The sequence below is a fragment of the Catenulispora subtropica genome (assembly GCF_039531675.1).
GTDB classification, from domain to species: Bacteria; Actinomycetota; Actinomycetes; order Streptomycetales; family Catenulisporaceae; genus Catenulispora; species Catenulispora subtropica.
Window position 1 is genome coordinate 82,199 of record NZ_BAAAQM010000003.1, and the last position, 15,002, is coordinate 97,200.

The window sequence follows — 15,002 nt, forward strand, 5'->3', positions numbered from 1 at the left end:
TTCACTCAAGAATCAAGCGCCGGCGGCGGCCAGGGATTCCCGGGCCGCGGCCTCCACGGCCTCGGCCGTGATACCGAACTCGCGGTACAGGGTCTGGTAGTCCGCGGAGGCGCCGAAGTGCTCCAGCGAGACGCTGCGGCCGGCGTCGCCGACGTACTTCTGCCACCCGGTGCCCACGCCGGCCTCGACCGACACGCGCGCCTTGACCGAAGCCGGGAGCACCGACTCCTTGTAGGCGTCGTCCTGCTCGTCGAACCACTCGGTGGACGGCATCGACACCACGCGGGTCGGGATGCCGTCGGCCTCCAGCGCCTCGCGGGCCTGCACCGCGAGCTGCACTTCGGAACCGGTGCCGATGAGGATCACCTTCGGCGCGCCGCCGGTGGCCTCGGCCAGCACGTAGCCGCCCTTGGCGGTGCCCTCGACCGCGTCCAGCGCGGAGTTCAGAGCGTCGTGGTCGAACGTCGGGATGTTCTGCCGGGTCAGCGCGACGCCGACCGGGCCGTGATGCGCGTCGGACCGGGTGTGCTTCTCCATCAGGGCCTTCCAGGCGCCGACGGTCTCGTTGGCGTCGCCGGGGCGGACCACCGTCATGCCCGGGATCAGGCGCAGCGAGGCTACGTGCTCCACCGGCTGGTGGGTCGGGCCGTCCTCGCCCAGGCCGATCGAGTCGTGGGTCCAGACGTAGGTCACCGGCAGCTGCATCAGGGCCGCGAGACGCACCGCCGGGCGCATGTAGTCGGAGAACACCAGGAAGGTGCCGCCGAACGGCAGGGTGTTGCCGTGGGCGGCGATGCCGTTGAGGATCGAGCCCATCGCGTGCTCGCGGATGCCGAAGTGCAGGATCCGGCCGTAGGGCGAGGACGCGCCGAACTCGGTCTCGCCGTACACCGCGGGCAGGAACGACTTGCCGCCCTTGATGGTGGTCAGGTTCGACTCGGCCAGGTCGGCCGAACCGCCCCACAGCTCCGGCACCGCCTCGGCGATCGCCTGGATCACGGCCTCGGAGGCCTTGCGGGTGGCCACGTCCTTGCCGGGCTCGAAGCTCGGCAGCTTCTCGGCCCAGCCGGCCGGCAGCTCGCGCCGGGAGATCCGGTCGAACTCGGCGGCGCGCTGCGGGTTCTTCGCGCGCCAGGCCGCGAGCTCGCCGTCCCAGGCGGCGTGCGCGACCGCGCCGCGCGCGCCGACCTGGCGGGCGTGCGCCAGGACCTCGGGGTCGACGTCGAAGTGCTTGTCCGGGTCCAGGCCCAGGACCTTCTTGGTGGCCGCGACCTCGGCCTCGCCCAGTGCGGCGCCGTGCGCCTTGCCGGTGTTCTGCAGGTTCGGGGCCGGCCAGCCGATGATGGTGCGCAGCCGGATGATCGAGGGCCGGCCGGTCTCCGCCTCGGCCGCCAGCAGCGCCTCGTGCAGGGCCCGGACGTCCTCGTGGTACTCGCCGCCGGCCAGCCAGTCCACGTGCTGCACGTGCCAGCCGTAGGCCTCGTAGCGGTGCAGCACGTCCTCGCCGAAGGCGACCTTGGTGTCGCCCTCGATGGAGATGTGGTTGTCGTCGTAGACGACGACCAGGTTGCCGAGCTTCTGGTGGCCGGCGATCGAGGAGGCCTCGGAGGTGACGCCCTCCTCCAGGTCGCCGTCGGAGGCGAAGACGTAGACGTGGTGGTCGAAGGGCGACTCGCCCGCGGCGGCGTCCGGGTCGAACAGGCCGCGCTCGTAGCGGGCGGCCATCGCCATGCCGACCGCGTTCGACAGGCCCTGGCCGAGCGGGCCGGTGGTGACCTCGATGCCGGCGGTGTGGCCGCGCTCCGGGTGGCCCGGCGTGAGCGAGCCCCACTGCCGGAACTTCTTGAGGTCGTCCAGCTCCAGGCCCAGACCCGAGAAGTAGAGCTGGATGTACTGGGTCAGCGAGGAGTGACCGCAGGACAGCACGAAACGATCCCGGCCGACCCAGTTCGGGTCGGCCGGGTCGAAGCGAAGGTGCCGCTGGAAGAGCAGGTAGGCCGCCGGGGCGAGGGACATCGCCGTTCCGGGGTGACCGTTACCGGTGTTCTGGACCGCGTCCATGGCCAGCGTGCGCACGGTGTCCACGGCGCGCTTGTCCAAGTCGGTCCACTCGAACGGGGTTGCGGTGCTTGCGGTGCTCACCGGAAGCGCTCCTTCGCAGTTCACGCGCCAAGGCCCCACGCTCTTGTACAGCTTGTGGGACCTTCGCGCACCATGATTCAAGTCTCGTTTCGCCAGCCTACTCGGACCGCAGGGGCCCTGCGTTCCGAGTCACCAGGTGGGACGGGTACATAGGGCTAACCCGGGTGATTCGGCAGGTGGAGCCGGTCTGAGAGCTGCGGTTCGCAGGCGGGGAGTAGTCGCGGGGCGACGCAATGCGCGATAAGGCGACCCGGCGCGTGAGCGGTGCGGGCGACGGTCTAAAGTTGCGTGTTGTCCGAATCAGGCATCCATGGAGGACGGGCTTTTGACCACGGTCGAGACTCCCGCGGCCACGGCTCCGTCCCGGGCCGTCGGCCCGCTGCCGGAGGTCGGGTCCGAGCTTTTCACAAGCGGCGCGAACCGCGGCGGGCAGGCGGTGGCGGTCGTCAGGGCGTACGTCGCCCTGACCAAGCCGCGGATCATCGAGCTGCTGCTGATCACCACCATCCCGGTGATGTTCCTGGCGCTGCGGCACGTCCCGCCGCTGTGGCCGGTGATCGCGGTGACTGTCGGCGGGTATCTGTCCGCCGGCAGCGCCAACGCTCTGAACTGCTACGTCGACCGCGACATCGACGCCGAGATGCGCCGCACCCGGCGCCGCCCGGTGCCGGCCGCCTCCGTCACGCCGCAGAACGCGCTGGTGTTCGGGCTCGTGCTCGGCGTCGTCTCCACGCTGTGGCTCGGCCTGTTCGTGAACTGGCTGTCCTCGGCGCTGGCGCTCGCGGCCAACGCCTTCTACGTGCTCGTCTACACGATGGTGCTCAAACGGCGGACGCCGCAGAACATCGTGTGGGGCGGCGCGGCCGGGTGCTTCCCGGCGCTGATCGGCTGGACCGCCGCGACCGGTCACCTGGCCTGGGCGCCGGTGGTGCTGTTCATGGTCGTGTTCCTGTGGACGCCGCCGCACTTCTGGGCGCTGGCCATCCGCTACCGCGAGGACTACGCGGCGGCGAACGTGCCGATGCTGCCGGTGGTGGCGCCGGCGCGCGAGGTGACTCGGCAGATCGTCTGGTACTCCTACGCCACTGTCGCCTGCTCGCTGTTGCTGTGGCCGATCGGGCACACCGGGATCGTCTACCCGATCGCGGCCGCCGTCCTCGGGGTCGTGTTCCTGGTCGAGGCGCACCGCCTGGACCTGCGGGCGCGGGCCGGCAAGCAGGGCGTCGAGCTGCTGCCGATGCGGCTGTTCCACTTCTCGAACATGTATCTGGCGCTGCTGTTCGTGGCCGCCGCGGTGAGCCCTCTCGTGGGCTGAGGCCTGTCTTCCACTAGCCTGTGGAGACGTGTACCGGCTGACCAACACCACGCAGAACTACGCCTGGGGATCGCCCAGCGCCATCAGCGACCTGCTCGGGCGTGAGCCCTCCGGGAAGCCCGAGGCCGAGCTCTGGATGGGGGCGCACCCCAGCGCGCCGTCCCGCATCGAGGGCGGCGAGGCCACGCTGCTGGACTTCATCTCCGCCGATCCGGTCGGGATGCTCGGCCCGCAGGTCGCGGCCCGGTTCAAGAACCGGCTGCCGTTCCTGCTCAAGGTGCTGTCGGCGGCCAAGGCGCTGTCCATCCAGACCCATCCCACGCGCGCCCAGGCCGAGGCCGGGTACGCCGCCGAGCAGGAGCGTGGCCTCGCGGCCGGCGATCCGGCCCGCAACTACGTGGACGACTGGCCCAAGCCGGAGATCCTGATGGCGCTCACCGCCTTCGAGGCGCTGGCCGGATGCCGGGACGCGGCGGACGCGGAGCGGGTCCTCGCCGAGGTCGTCGCCCTGGGCGCCGCCGAGCTGGAGCCCCTCCGCGCGGAGCTCGCCGCGCGGCCCGAGCCGGCCACCGTGGCCGCGGCGATCGGGCGGCTGCTGGAGTGGCCGGCGGACACCCGCGAGCAGCTGGTCTCGAACGTCCTCGACGCCGCCGAGCGCGGCGTGGAGAAGGGCGAACCGTACGCCGAGGACTTCGCCGCGATGCTGCGCGTGGCCCGCGACTTCCCCGGGGACGCCGGCCTGGTCGCCATGCTGCTGATGAAGCGGGTGGTGCTCAAGCCGGGCGAGGCGGTCTTCCTGGAGGCCGGCGGTCTGCACGCCTACCTGCACGGCACCGGCATCGAGCTGCTGGCCAACTCCGACAACGTGCTGCGCGCCGGCCTGACGCCCAAACACATCGACGTCGCCGAGCTGTTGCGGGTCATGGACGCCTCGGTGCCGGTTCCGGTGCGCCACGGCAAGGCGCTCGGCGCGGGCGTCGAAGAGTTCGACACCCCGGCGCCGGAGTTCCGCCTCTACCACGCGGTGCTGGACACCAAGACGACGCTGCGCACCACGCTGCCGGGCACCGGCCCGCGGATCGTGCTGGCGCTGTCCGGCGAGGTGGAGCTGCGCGGGACCCGCGGCGCGGTGACCCTGACCCAGGGCGAGTCGTGCTTCGTGCCGGCCCGCGAGGGCGTGGTCGAGGCGTCCGGGATCGCCGATCTGGTGATCGCCGGGCCGGGCTTCTGAGCTCCCGCTGATTCCTCCGCGGTCCGGGGCAACCGTGCGCCCGGGCCGACCCCTCAAGGACCGGTGACAGAAGATTGAGTCGGTCGGAGGGGGTCTCCCATGGCGCGCAGAGACGGTGCCGCCGTCGAGGACGAGCTGGAACAGTTCGTCAGCGGGCGGTATCTGGCGTTGCGCCGGACGGCGTATCTGCTGTGCGGTGACTGGCACCGGGCCGAGGACCTCGTCCAGGGGACCTTGGTCAAGGTGGTGGTCGCCGCGCGGCGGCGGCGGGTGGACAGCCTGGACGCGTACACGCGGCAGGTGCTGTTGCGGCTGTTCCTGGAGGAGAACAAGCGGTTGTGGCGGCGCCGGGAGAGGTCGTGGGCCGAACCCGTCGCCGCCGCCGACGTCGCGGACCTGAGTGTCGGCCAGGACCGGGAAACCCGCCTGACCGTGCTCTCCGCCCTGCGCGGGCTGCCGCCCCGGCAGCGCGCGGCGGTGGTGCTCCGGTACTGGGAGGACCGCAGCGTCGAGGAGACCGCCGCCCTGCTCGGGGTGACCGCCGGCACGGTCAAGAGCCAGACCGCCAAGGCGCTGGCCGCGCTGCGGGTGGTGCTCGGCGACTCCCGCGACGGCCGACTCGGACTCGACATCGGCTCGGAAGGAGCCAGGGCATGAACGAGAACGAGATCAGGGATCTGCTCGGGGCGGAGATCGGGGAGGAGCCGCCGATCAGCGGCGGTCCGGCCGCGGTGTTCGCCGGGGCGCGGGTGCGGGTGGTGCGGACCCGGGCGGTCGCCAGTGCGCTGAGCATGGCGGCGGTGCTGGGGGTGGCAGGGGGAGCGGTGGCGCTGGGCGGGGCGGGCGGCCGGACGGCGGCGGGAAGTACGAGTCCGGCGAGCAGCCCCGCCGTGGCGGCGACGACCTTGGCGTCGACCGCGCCGTCGGCCACCGCCAGACCGGCTCAGTGCCCGACCCAGGCCACGACCGCGAACCCGGCTCTGTCGGCCGAGGCGAAGGCGGCGCACGCCTCCGGCGGTCAGGTGCCGCTCGACCCGCGCTCGCTGACGGAACTGCTGAAGACCGCGCTGCCGTGCGGGACGCCGACCGCGTACCACGGTGAGGACGACTCCAGCGGCAACGGTCTTGAGGTCTCGGGCACGGTGGACGTGACCGACCAAGCAGGCGTGGGGGCGGTGACGGTGCGTGTGGCGCAGCACGCCGAGTTCCCGCACGACAAGAGCTTCTTCGACTGCGCGAAGGTGGGCGTCGCCGACCACGCGACCACGTGCGTGAGCACCGTGACCGCCGACGGCACGGCCGTCCTCCTGGAGGAGGCGCCTGACAAGGAACAGGGCGTGATCACGCGTTCCGCACAGGTTCTGTTCCCAGACGATCACACAGTGATGATCTCCGAGCGGAACACGGACACGAAGTTCTACCAGGCGAAGGTGACGGCCACCCGCGCCGTGCCGCCGCTGACGCTGGACCAGCTCCGGGGGCTCGCCCTCGACACACCGTGGCCGTTGAGCGTGTCGCGGGAGTTCGCCGAGCACGCGAAGCAGGACCTCGCCGGGTACGTCGACTCCCTCAGTGTCACGCCTCCCGCGGGCTGGACCGCGTCGTGGGGGACGGAGATCCCGCCGAAGAAGTGAGCGTCGACCGCACCTGAGAACGTGTCCCCGGCCTGCGAGCATCAGGCCGGGGACACGGCCTCGTTCAGGCTACGGCCGCGGGAGCCGCCACGGCGGGCCTTTCCCGCATGGCCAGCAGCACTCGCCAGGTCGCGACCCAGACGATCGCGGCGCCGAACATGTGGATGCCGACCAGCAGCACCGGCAGGTGCGTGAAGTACTGGACGTAGCCGATGACGCCCTGCGCCATCAGCACCACGAACAGGTCGCGCACGGCGACCAGGATGCGCGGCGCGGCACCGGTGGCCTTCAGCGCGAACCACAGCGCGATGGTCAGGCCGACCACCAGGAAGACCAGGTCGGCGTGCAGCTGGGTGGCGTTGGCCGGGGTGAGCGGGAAGCGCTTGTTGCCCGGGTCGCCCGCCTTGGCGCCGGAGTGCGGGCCGCTGCCCGTGACCACCGTGCCGGCCGCCAGCAGCGCGGCGACGCCGGCGGTGAGCACGTAGCCGAGCTGCCGGAGGAACGGCTGCACGGTGGGCGTCGCGGGCCCGTCGCCCGGCTCACGGCTGCGTGTCCACAGCACGAAGGCCACCGCGACCATCGCCATGGACACCAGCATGTGCACGGCGACCCAGATCGGGGCCAGGTGGGTGCGCACCGAGATGCCGCCGATGACCGCCTGCGCCACCACGCCGAAGAACAGCGACCACGACAGCTTGACCAGCGCCGCGCGCCGCGGATGCCAGCGCATGCAGGCCACGATCGCGGCGCCCACCGCGACCGAGACCGCGAAGGTCAGCATGCGGTTGGTGAACTCGACCGCGCCGTACGCGCCGAGCTGCCGGGTCGGGACCAGGCTGCCGTCGGTGCAGGTGGGCCAGGTCGGACAGCCCAGGCCGGAGTCGGTGAGCCGGACCGCGCCGCCGGTGACGATGATGCCGATGTTGGCGACCAGGGCGGCGAAGCAGGCCCACTGGACGATCGCGGGGGTCGGGCGCCAGCGCAGGAGGCCGAGGCCGGGGACCGCGCGGGTGGTCGCTGAGCCGGACCCGGCGGCCGCGGGGGCGACGGCGGTGACAGTGGCGGCCGTCGCGGTGCCGGGAGCGCCGGTCGTGGGGGCGGTGCCGGTCGCGTCCCCAGCGGTCTGCGTCATGGTCCAGCTACTCCCATTTGAAGGTGCGGGCGGCCGCCGCGATCGCGGCCACCGCCCAGGCGGCGAGGATACCGACGTTGGCCCAGGGCAGGGCGGCGCCGTGCTGGAGCACGTCGCGCAGGCCGTTGGTGAGGGCGCTGATCGGGAGGGCGTCGAGCACGTGGCGGACGCCGGAGGGGAACTTCGACAGCGGGATGATCACGCCGCCGCCGGCCAGCAACAGCAGGAAGACGAAGTTGGCCAGGCCCAGGGTGGCCTCGGCGCGGAGGGTGCCGGCCATCAGCATGCCCAGGCCGGCGAAGGTGGCGGTGGCCAGCACCACCAGCAGCACGACCGCCAGCGGGTCGCCGTGCGGCTTCCAGCCCATGGCCAGGGCGATCACCGACAGCAGGGCGACCTGGATGGCCTCCACGCACAGTACGCACAACGCCTTGGCCACGATCAGGCCCCAGCGCGGCAGCGGGGTGGCGCCCATCCGCTTGAGCACGCCGTAGCGGCGTTCGAAGCCGGTGGCGATGGCCAGGCCGGTGAAGGCGGTCGACAGGACCGCGGCGCCGAACAGGCCCGGGGCGTAGAAGTCGATGCGCTTGCCCGGGCCGTCGGTGGCGATCAGGGACTCGCCGGCGAACAGGACCATCATCAGCGCCGGGATCACGATGGTCAGCAGCAGCTGCTCCGGGTTGCGGAGCATGAGCCGGACCTCGTGCGCGGCCTGGGCCAGGATCATGCGGGGGGCCGGGGCGGCGCCGGGCGCGGGCGTGAAGCTCAGCGGCGCGGCCGGGTGGGAGGTCCGTACGGCCCCGGTCTCGTCGGCGGAGGCTGTGGCGGTCAACGGAGCTCCCGTCCGGTGAGGTCGAGGAAGACGTCTTCGAGGGTGCGGCGGCCCACGTTCAGGCCCTGCGGCATCACGTCCTTGGCCGCGCACCAGGAGGTGACCTTGGCCAGCACGTCGGCGGTGACGTCGCCGGCCACCGTGTACGAACCCGGCGGCTGCTCGACCGCGGTCAGGTCCTTCGGCAGCGTCCCGAGCAGCTCGGCCAGGTCCAGGCCGGGCGGCGCGGTGAACCGGATCGCGGTGTCGGCGGCGCCGTGCGCGGCCGCCAGGCCGGCCGGGGTGTCGTGCGCGACCACCTGGCCGGCGTCGACGATCGCCACCGTGTCGGCCAGCCGCTCGGCCTCGTCCAGCAGGTGCGTGGTGAGCACCACGGTCACGCCGTCGTGCCGCAGCTGCTCGATCAGCTCCCAGGTGGCGTGCCGGGCCTGCACGTCCAGGCCGGCGGTGGGCTCGTCCAGGAACACCAGCTCCGGGCGCCCGACCACGGCCAGCGCCAGCGACAGCCGCTGCTGCTGGCCGCCGGACAGCCGCCGGAACGGGGTCCGGCCGGCCGAGCCGAGCCCGAGCCGCTCGACGAGCGCGTCGGTGTCGAGGGGGTTCGCGTAGAGCTTCGCGGTGTGCTTGAGCATCTCCACCGCACGCACCGTGGGGTAGATGCCGCCGGACTGCAGCATCACGCCGATCCGCGGGCGCAGCTGCTCGCCCTGCGCGACCGGGTCCAGCCCGAGGACACGGACCGTGCCGCCGTCGGGCTTGCGGTAGCCCTCACAGCACTCGATCGTCGAGGTCTTCCCGGCCCCGTTCGGGCCGAGCACGGCGGTGACGGTCCCGGCCTCCACCTGGAGGTTCAAGCCGTCCACCGCGGTCTTCGCGCCGTACCTCTTGACCAGGCCGGTCACTTCTACGGCTGGTTGTCCCATACCGGAGATTCTACGAAGTCGCCAAGGGGTGCTCGGCGCCGGGTGACGCTGTAACGTGCGCCACACGCTGGCTGAGAGGGCTACGGGGTGGCTGACGTGTGGGACGACGCGCGCTGGAAGAGGTCGGCGCGGCGGTGGCGGATCGCGGTGCTGACGGTCGTTGTCAGCGGCTTCGCGCTGTACTGGTACGAAAGGGCCCAGGGCGTGGGCCCGACAGTCCCGGCGCAGGTCTACGGGTCGGTCGCGGGGCCATATGTGACGATCCTGCACGCCGCGTCGGGCCAGGCCGGGGACCAGCAGCCGGAGTACCTGGTGGTGGAGGTCGGAGGGGTGGGCGACCCGGTGGAAGTCCTGAGCGCCACCCTGCGTGATCACGGCTGGCGCGTCCTCGACGCCGGCGGCGCGGTCTTCGGCGGCTCGCCCTCGCCCGGCGACGGCGGCTACCACCTGACGTGGCAGCCGCCGTCCGCGGCCGGAGCCGCGCGGCGGTTGCTGATCACCATCGACAACCCGCCGGGCTGGCCGGTCTAGGCCGTCACGCGCTCGGCGTCGGGACGTCCATCTCCACGACTTCCATCTCCTCCAGCGCGATCAGCTGCGCGACGCCCGGCATGCGGGCGAAAGCCGCCTTCCGGACCGCGGCCTGCGGGCCGCGCGAGGCGGCGAGCGCGTCCATGTCCCGGTAGATGACGCCGACCGAGGCCATGCCGCGGGCCCGGTCCATGAGCATGCTGCCGCCGCGGAACCCGTCGAGGGCCTCCAGCTGCGGCAGCCCCGCCTCCTGGAAGGTGGAGATGATGCGGTCGGCCTGCGCCGGGTCGAACATCATCCGCTGGAGCCGGAAGCCGGCGCCGGCCGCGGGTCCGGGCGTGGGCCGGGTGTAGGCCACGGCCTCCAGGGACATGGTCGTGATCGTCGAGATGACAGGTGCGAGCATCTCTATGCGGCGGTCGCGGAGCTGGGCGTCGCTGTCCATCTGCGCCTGCTCGCTCTCCCACCAGGAGCCGGTGAGGATCTTGCCCAGGGTCCGGTCGGCGAAGATGCCGATGCCATGGAAGCCGGTCTGCTCAGCGATCATCCCGGGGACGGCCTTCACGATCACGTCCAGGGCGGGGCCGACGTCGGCCGGGTCGGTGGTGATGTACATGGTGCGGACGAACATGTCGGTACTCCCATCCGCGCGGGAGCGGCCGCGCGAACCGCACGGCTGGAAGCCCCCGGTCGCTACCAGCCGAGCCCCGGAGCGCGGGGGGCGGCAAGGCGGATGGGCTGTTCGGGCGAACGGGCGACCGGGCGACCGGGCGACCGGGTGAGCGGGCGGGAGGATGGCACGGTGAGCGCGACGAGGAGAGCTGAACCGGTTGAGAAGATCGCTGAACCGGTTCATCCCTGGCGCTCGGTGTAAGGGGCTCGGGTGCTCTCCCGCACGGTGAGCCGCGGCGTCGCCGTCTTCACGTCCCGCACCGACCCCGGCTCGTCGATCGCGGCCAGCAGCGCCGCCGCGACCTGCCCGCCGAGCGCGAAGGTGTCGCGGCCCAGCGCTGTGATCGCCGGGTGCACGATGCGGGTGAGCAGCGAGTCCTCGAACGACACCACCGACAGGCCGGCCGGGACCGCGACGCCCATCTCGGCGGCCACCGCCAGGCCCGCGACCGCCATCACGTCCGAGTCGAAGATCAGCGCGGTCGGGCGGCGCGGGGCGGAGAGCAGGGCGCGGGTGGCCGAGGCGCCCTGGGCGTCGCTGAAGTCGGTCGGGACCGAGACCGCGTCGGCCAGGTGCAGGCGGCGGGCGGCGTCCTTCAGGGCGCGCATCCGGCGGCGGGTGTGGTGGAACGCCTCATCGCCGGCGACGTGGGCGATGCGGCGGTGGCCCAGCGCCGCGAGGTAGTCGACCAGGGACAGCATCGCCTCGCGGTCGTCGGCCCAGACGCTGGGCAGGGAGCCGTGGCCGGTCGGGCCGCCGAGGACCACCGCCGGCACCGCCAGCTCCTCCAGGACCGGGACCCGCCGGTCGCGGTGCTGGAGGTCGACCACGACGAAGCCGTCGACGTGCCGTTCCGAGGTCCAGCGGCGGTAGACCTCGATCTCGGCGGACGTGTCCTCGACGACCATGAGGTGCAGCGCGACCGAGCGCGCCGACAGGCCGGCTTGCAGTCCGGCCAGCAGCAGGCCGAAGAAGGGCTCGGCGCCGATGGTCTGCGCGGGCCGGGCCACGACCAGCCCGACGGCGTCGGCGCGGGCCCCGCCCAGGGCGCGCGCCGCCTTGTGCGGGCGCCAGTTCATCTCCGAGGCCACCCGCAGGATGCGTTCGCGAGTGGCGGGGCTTACGCCCGGGCGGTTGTTCAGTGCGAACGACACCGCGCTCTTGGAGACGCCGGCGCGCCGGGCTATGTCGTCGATGGTCGGTCTGGTCACGGTTCGGTATCCCTTCTCCGGTGGTGGTCCCGCCATGTCTTGACACCCCGGATCGGGCAGAGCATAGTCCCTTTTCACTAGAGCGGTTTAGTAAAACCCTCGTGAACGAGCGGGCACTCCTGAACGACACCCTCACGCTCCAAGAAGATCCCCTCACACTGCGAAGATCGGGAGTCATGAACATGCGCAGGACCACAGCGGTATCCGCTATAGCCGTGGCCGCGACCCTGCTGGCCGCCGGCTGCGGCGTGGGCAGCAAGTCGTCGACCAAGGACGCCGACAAGACCGTCGCCAGCACCGCGGCGCTGTCGGGCTCCATCACCTTCCAGACCTGGTCGCTGAAGAACGACAAGTTCACGCCGTACTTCACGAAGCTCATCGCCGACTTCAAGGCGGCGCACCCGGGCACCGACATCAACTGGATCGACCAGCCCGGCGACGGCTACCCGACGAAGGTCACCAGCCAGGTGACGACCGGAAGCCTGCCGGACGTGGTGAACCTCCCGCCGGACATCGCGCACTCGGTGGCCAAGACCGGCAACCTGCTGGACCTGAAGAAGAACGTGCCGACGCTGGAGACCGACTGGGTCAAGAGCGGGCTGAGCGCGTACAGCTACCAGGACGTCGACAACGGCGCCTCGAACTTCGGGTTCCCGTGGTACCTGGGGACCGACGTCAGCTACTGGAACAAGGCCATGATGGCCAAGGACGGGCTGGACGCGAGCAAGCCGCCGAAGACCTTCGACGAGCTGGTCGCGCAGGCCAAGATCATGCACGACAACTCCGGCGGCAAGGACTACCTGATGTCCCGCGCGCCGGGCCTGGGGGACATCGCCAACACCGGCACCAAGCTGCTGAGCTCCGACGGCACCAAGTTCGCGTTCAACACCGACGCGGCCGCGGCGATGCTGGACAAGTACACCCAGGCGTACAAGGCCGGGTACATGCCGTCGAACGTGCTGGACAACAGCTACGAGGGCAACTACAAGCTGTTCACCAAGCAGGAGGTGGCCTGGACCACCGGCGGCGGCAACGCGATCACCAGCATGCAGAAGGACAACCCGTCGCTGGTCCCCAACATGGTGCCGTCCCCGGCGCTGGACACCGCGCCGCTGTACGTGCAGGGGATCTCCGTCGCCAGCAAGAGCAAGAACCTGCCGCTGGCGCTGGCCTTCGCCGAGTTCGTGACCAACAACGACAACCAGGTCGCGTTCCTGAAGCTGGCCCCGGGCTTCCTGCCGGGTTCGGCCGCCTCGGCCAACGACCCGGCGTACAGCAAGAGCGACGGCACCACGCAGGGCGACGCGTCGGTGATCGCGTACAAGGACATGCAGACCGCGGTGAACTTCACCCCGCCGATCTGGACCGACGCGATGAACACCATCCTCAACCAGGAGATCGCCAAGGCCATGACCGGCAAGGAGTCGGCGAAGCAGGCCCTGGACAACACGGTCAACCAGGCGAACGGGCTGCTGACGCAGTAAGTCCGGCCGAGGAGTCCTGAAGTCCAGACGGGAAGTGAAGAGGAAGCCGATGAGGTCCCACCGGTTCTACACACCATGGCTGTTGATGCTGCCGGCGCTGATCTGGCTCGCGCTGTTCAGCTTGTGGCCGGCCATCAACACCGTCACGCTGTCGTTCACCAACGTGCACCAGCTGACCGGTGGGCACTTCATCGGGTTCAAGAACTACTGGCTCCTGTGGCACGACCCGCACATCCGGGACGCCATCCTCAACACGATCATCTTCATGGTGATCTGCGTCCCGCTGCTGACCATGCTGCCGCTGCTGCTGGCCCTGCTGGTGCAGCGGCAGATCCCGGGCATCGCCTTCTTCCGGACCGCGTTCTACTTCCCGGTCATCGCCTCGGCGGTGACCGTGGCGCTGATCTGGAAATGGCTGCTGGACGACCGGGGACTGTTCAACAACCTGGCCCAGGAGATGGGCTTCATCCACAAGACCATCCCGTTCCTGACCGACCGCTGGCTGCTGCTGCTCTCCGCGATCGCGCTGACGGTGTGGAAGGGGCTGGGTTACTACATGCTCCTGTACATGTCCGCGCTCGGCAGCGTGCGGCGTGAACTGCACGAGGCCGCGGCGGTGGACGGAGCCGGCGCGGTCCGCCGGTTCTGGAGCGTCACCGTTCCCGGGGTGCGCGGCACCATGCTCCTGATATCGGTGCTGATCGCGGTGAACGCGATGCGCGTGTTCAGCGAGCTCTACATCCTCGGCGGCCGCACCGGCGGCGTCGGCGGGCAGGACGTGTCGATCGTGATGCTGGTGCAGCAGGCCGCCTCCGGCAGCGACGGCCGCCTCGGCTACGCCAGCGCGATCAGTGTGTTCCTGTTCTTCCTGACCGCGATCCCGCTGCTGTTCCTGACCCGCCTGAACAAGAACGCGCAGGAGGAGTCCTGATGAGCGCGACCACGGCCGAAGAGCGCCGGGAGCGGCGCGAGAGCACGCCGCGCAAGTCCGGCCGGAAGCAGCGGGCCGTCCGGCATCCGGACCGCAGGGGCCGCTCGCCGATCTTCGACGCGCCGACCCGCACCGGGCTGGTCGTGCGCTACGCCACGCTGATCGCGGTGCTGCTGATCTCGATCGGGCCCATGCTGTGGGAGCTGTCGACCTCGCTGAAAAGCAAGGCCGAGGACGTCTTCACCCAGAACATCCACCTGCTGCCGCAGCATCCGACCCTCGGCAACTACGGCGAGGTGCAGCGGACCATCCCGGTGTGGCACTTCGCGTTCAACTCGCTGACGGTCGCGGCCGTCAACGTGACCGGCAACATCGTCGGCGCCACCCTGGCCGGCTACGTGCTGGCCCGCCTCAAGTTCAAGGGCCGCAAGCTGCTGCTCGGGGTGTTCGTCTCGACGCTGATCCTGCCCGCCGAGGTCACGATCATCTCCAAGTTCCAGATGATCACCAACATGGGCCTGGGCGACACCCTGCTGGGCGTCTGCCTGCCGGACATGATCGCCATGACCAACGTGCTCCTGATGCGCAACGCGTTCATGGCGATGCCCAAGGAGGTCGAGGAGGCGGCGATCATCGACGGCGCCAACACCCTGCAGCGTCTGCGCTTCGTCGGCCTGCCCGCGGTCAAGGGCACGCTGAGCGTCATCTCGATCTTCTCGTTCATCGGCGCGTGGGACGACTTCCTGTGGCCGCTGCTGGTGTTGCAGACCCCGGACAAGCTCACGCTCACCGTCGGCCTGTCCTACCTGGACGGGCAGTGGTCGCACGACCCGCGGACCATCGCCGCCGGCACGATGATCGCGCTGATCCCGATCCTCGTGCTGTTCATGGCCCTGCAACGGTTCTTCTTCCGCGGAGTCTCCGAGGGCGCCATCAAGGGGTGACCCCGACTCCCGTTTCGCA

The 15,002-nt window shown here is 71.0% G+C and carries 14 protein-coding genes; 8 read left to right on the forward strand and 6 right to left on the reverse strand.

Annotation, left to right across the window (positions count from 1 at the left end):
- Window positions 1–12: 12 nt before the first annotated feature.
- Window positions 13–2,142 carry a transketolase gene (gene tkt / locus ABD466_RS04070; RefSeq protein ID WP_344655547.1) on the reverse strand — a complete coding sequence of 710 codons (2,130 nt, stop codon included), beginning with the start codon at window positions 2,140–2,142 and terminating at the stop codon, window positions 13–15.
- Between the two features lie 310 nt (window positions 2,143–2,452).
- On the opposite strand from tkt, the gene ABD466_RS04075 reads away from it, so the two are divergent.
- From ABD466_RS04075 to ABD466_RS04090, 4 genes are all read left to right on the forward strand, one after another.
- Window positions 2,453–3,457: a heme o synthase gene (locus ABD466_RS04075; RefSeq protein WP_344655548.1), complete on the forward strand. Its 1,005-nt coding sequence runs from the start codon at window positions 2,453–2,455 to the stop codon at window positions 3,455–3,457.
- 28 nt (window positions 3,458–3,485) lie between these two features.
- Window positions 3,486–4,688 carry a mannose-6-phosphate isomerase, class I gene (gene manA / locus ABD466_RS04080; RefSeq protein ID WP_344655549.1) on the forward strand — a complete coding sequence of 401 codons (1,203 nt, stop codon included), beginning with the start codon at window positions 3,486–3,488 and terminating at the stop codon, window positions 4,686–4,688.
- A 99-nt stretch (window positions 4,689–4,787) separates the two neighbouring features.
- Window positions 4,788–5,345 (forward strand): SigE family RNA polymerase sigma factor, encoded by a 558-nt coding sequence (locus ABD466_RS04085; RefSeq protein ID WP_344655550.1) that lies wholly within the window; start codon window positions 4,788–4,790, stop codon window positions 5,343–5,345.
- The gene (locus ABD466_RS04090; RefSeq protein WP_344655551.1) at window positions 5,342–6,322 is read left to right on the forward strand and encodes a hypothetical protein; all 981 of its coding nucleotides are present in this window, start codon (window positions 5,342–5,344) and stop codon (window positions 6,320–6,322) included. The genes ABD466_RS04085 and ABD466_RS04090 overlap by 4 nt, the downstream gene beginning before the upstream one ends.
- 64 nt (window positions 6,323–6,386) lie before the next feature.
- Here the strand turns inward: ABD466_RS04090 and ABD466_RS04095 are convergent, their stop codons facing one another.
- The 3 genes from ABD466_RS04095 to ABD466_RS04105 are packed head-to-tail and all read right to left on the reverse strand — an operon-like array spanning window position 6,387 to window position 9,209.
- Window positions 6,387–7,454, reverse strand: a complete 1,068-nt coding sequence (locus tag ABD466_RS04095; RefSeq protein ID WP_344655552.1) for a COX15/CtaA family protein — start codon at window positions 7,452–7,454, stop codon at window positions 6,387–6,389.
- A 7-nt stretch (window positions 7,455–7,461) separates the two neighbouring features.
- Entirely contained in the window at window positions 7,462–8,286 is an 825-nt protein-coding gene (locus ABD466_RS04100) for an ABC transporter permease (RefSeq protein ID WP_425558528.1), read from the reverse strand.
- The gene (locus tag ABD466_RS04105; RefSeq protein ID WP_344655553.1) at window positions 8,283–9,209 is read right to left on the reverse strand and encodes an ABC transporter ATP-binding protein; all 927 of its coding nucleotides are present in this window, start codon (window positions 9,207–9,209) and stop codon (window positions 8,283–8,285) included. The genes ABD466_RS04100 and ABD466_RS04105 overlap by 4 nt, the downstream gene beginning before the upstream one ends.
- Window positions 9,210–9,296: 87 nt before the next feature.
- On the opposite strand from ABD466_RS04105, the gene ABD466_RS04110 reads away from it, so the two are divergent.
- Window positions 9,297–9,740 carry a hypothetical protein gene (locus tag ABD466_RS04110; RefSeq protein ID WP_344655554.1) on the forward strand — a complete coding sequence of 148 codons (444 nt, stop codon included), beginning with the start codon at window positions 9,297–9,299 and terminating at the stop codon, window positions 9,738–9,740.
- A gap of 4 nt (window positions 9,741–9,744) precedes the next feature.
- On the opposite strand, the gene ABD466_RS04115 is transcribed toward ABD466_RS04110, so the two are convergent.
- Window positions 9,745–10,371 (reverse strand): hypothetical protein, encoded by a 627-nt coding sequence (locus ABD466_RS04115; protein ID WP_344655555.1) that lies wholly within the window; start codon window positions 10,369–10,371, stop codon window positions 9,745–9,747.
- Between the two features lie 221 nt (window positions 10,372–10,592).
- Window positions 10,593–11,624 (reverse strand): LacI family DNA-binding transcriptional regulator, encoded by a 1,032-nt coding sequence (locus ABD466_RS04120; protein WP_344655556.1) that lies wholly within the window; start codon window positions 11,622–11,624, stop codon window positions 10,593–10,595.
- 182 nt (window positions 11,625–11,806) lie between these two features.
- On the opposite strand from ABD466_RS04120, the gene ABD466_RS04125 reads away from it, so the two are divergent.
- The 3 genes from ABD466_RS04125 to ABD466_RS04135 are packed head-to-tail and all read left to right on the forward strand — an operon-like array spanning window position 11,807 to window position 14,983.
- A complete protein-coding gene (locus ABD466_RS04125) occupies window positions 11,807–13,108 on the forward strand; it encodes an ABC transporter substrate-binding protein (protein WP_344655557.1) in 1,302 nt (433 codons plus the stop codon).
- A gap of 49 nt (window positions 13,109–13,157) precedes the next feature.
- Entirely contained in the window at window positions 13,158–14,039 is an 882-nt protein-coding gene (locus ABD466_RS04130; protein ID WP_344655558.1) for a carbohydrate ABC transporter permease, read from the forward strand.
- Window positions 14,039–14,983: a carbohydrate ABC transporter permease gene (locus ABD466_RS04135; protein ID WP_344655559.1), complete on the forward strand. Its 945-nt coding sequence runs from the start codon at window positions 14,039–14,041 to the stop codon at window positions 14,981–14,983. The genes ABD466_RS04130 and ABD466_RS04135 overlap by 1 nt, the downstream gene beginning before the upstream one ends.
- The last annotated feature ends 19 nt before the right edge of the window (window positions 14,984–15,002 follow it).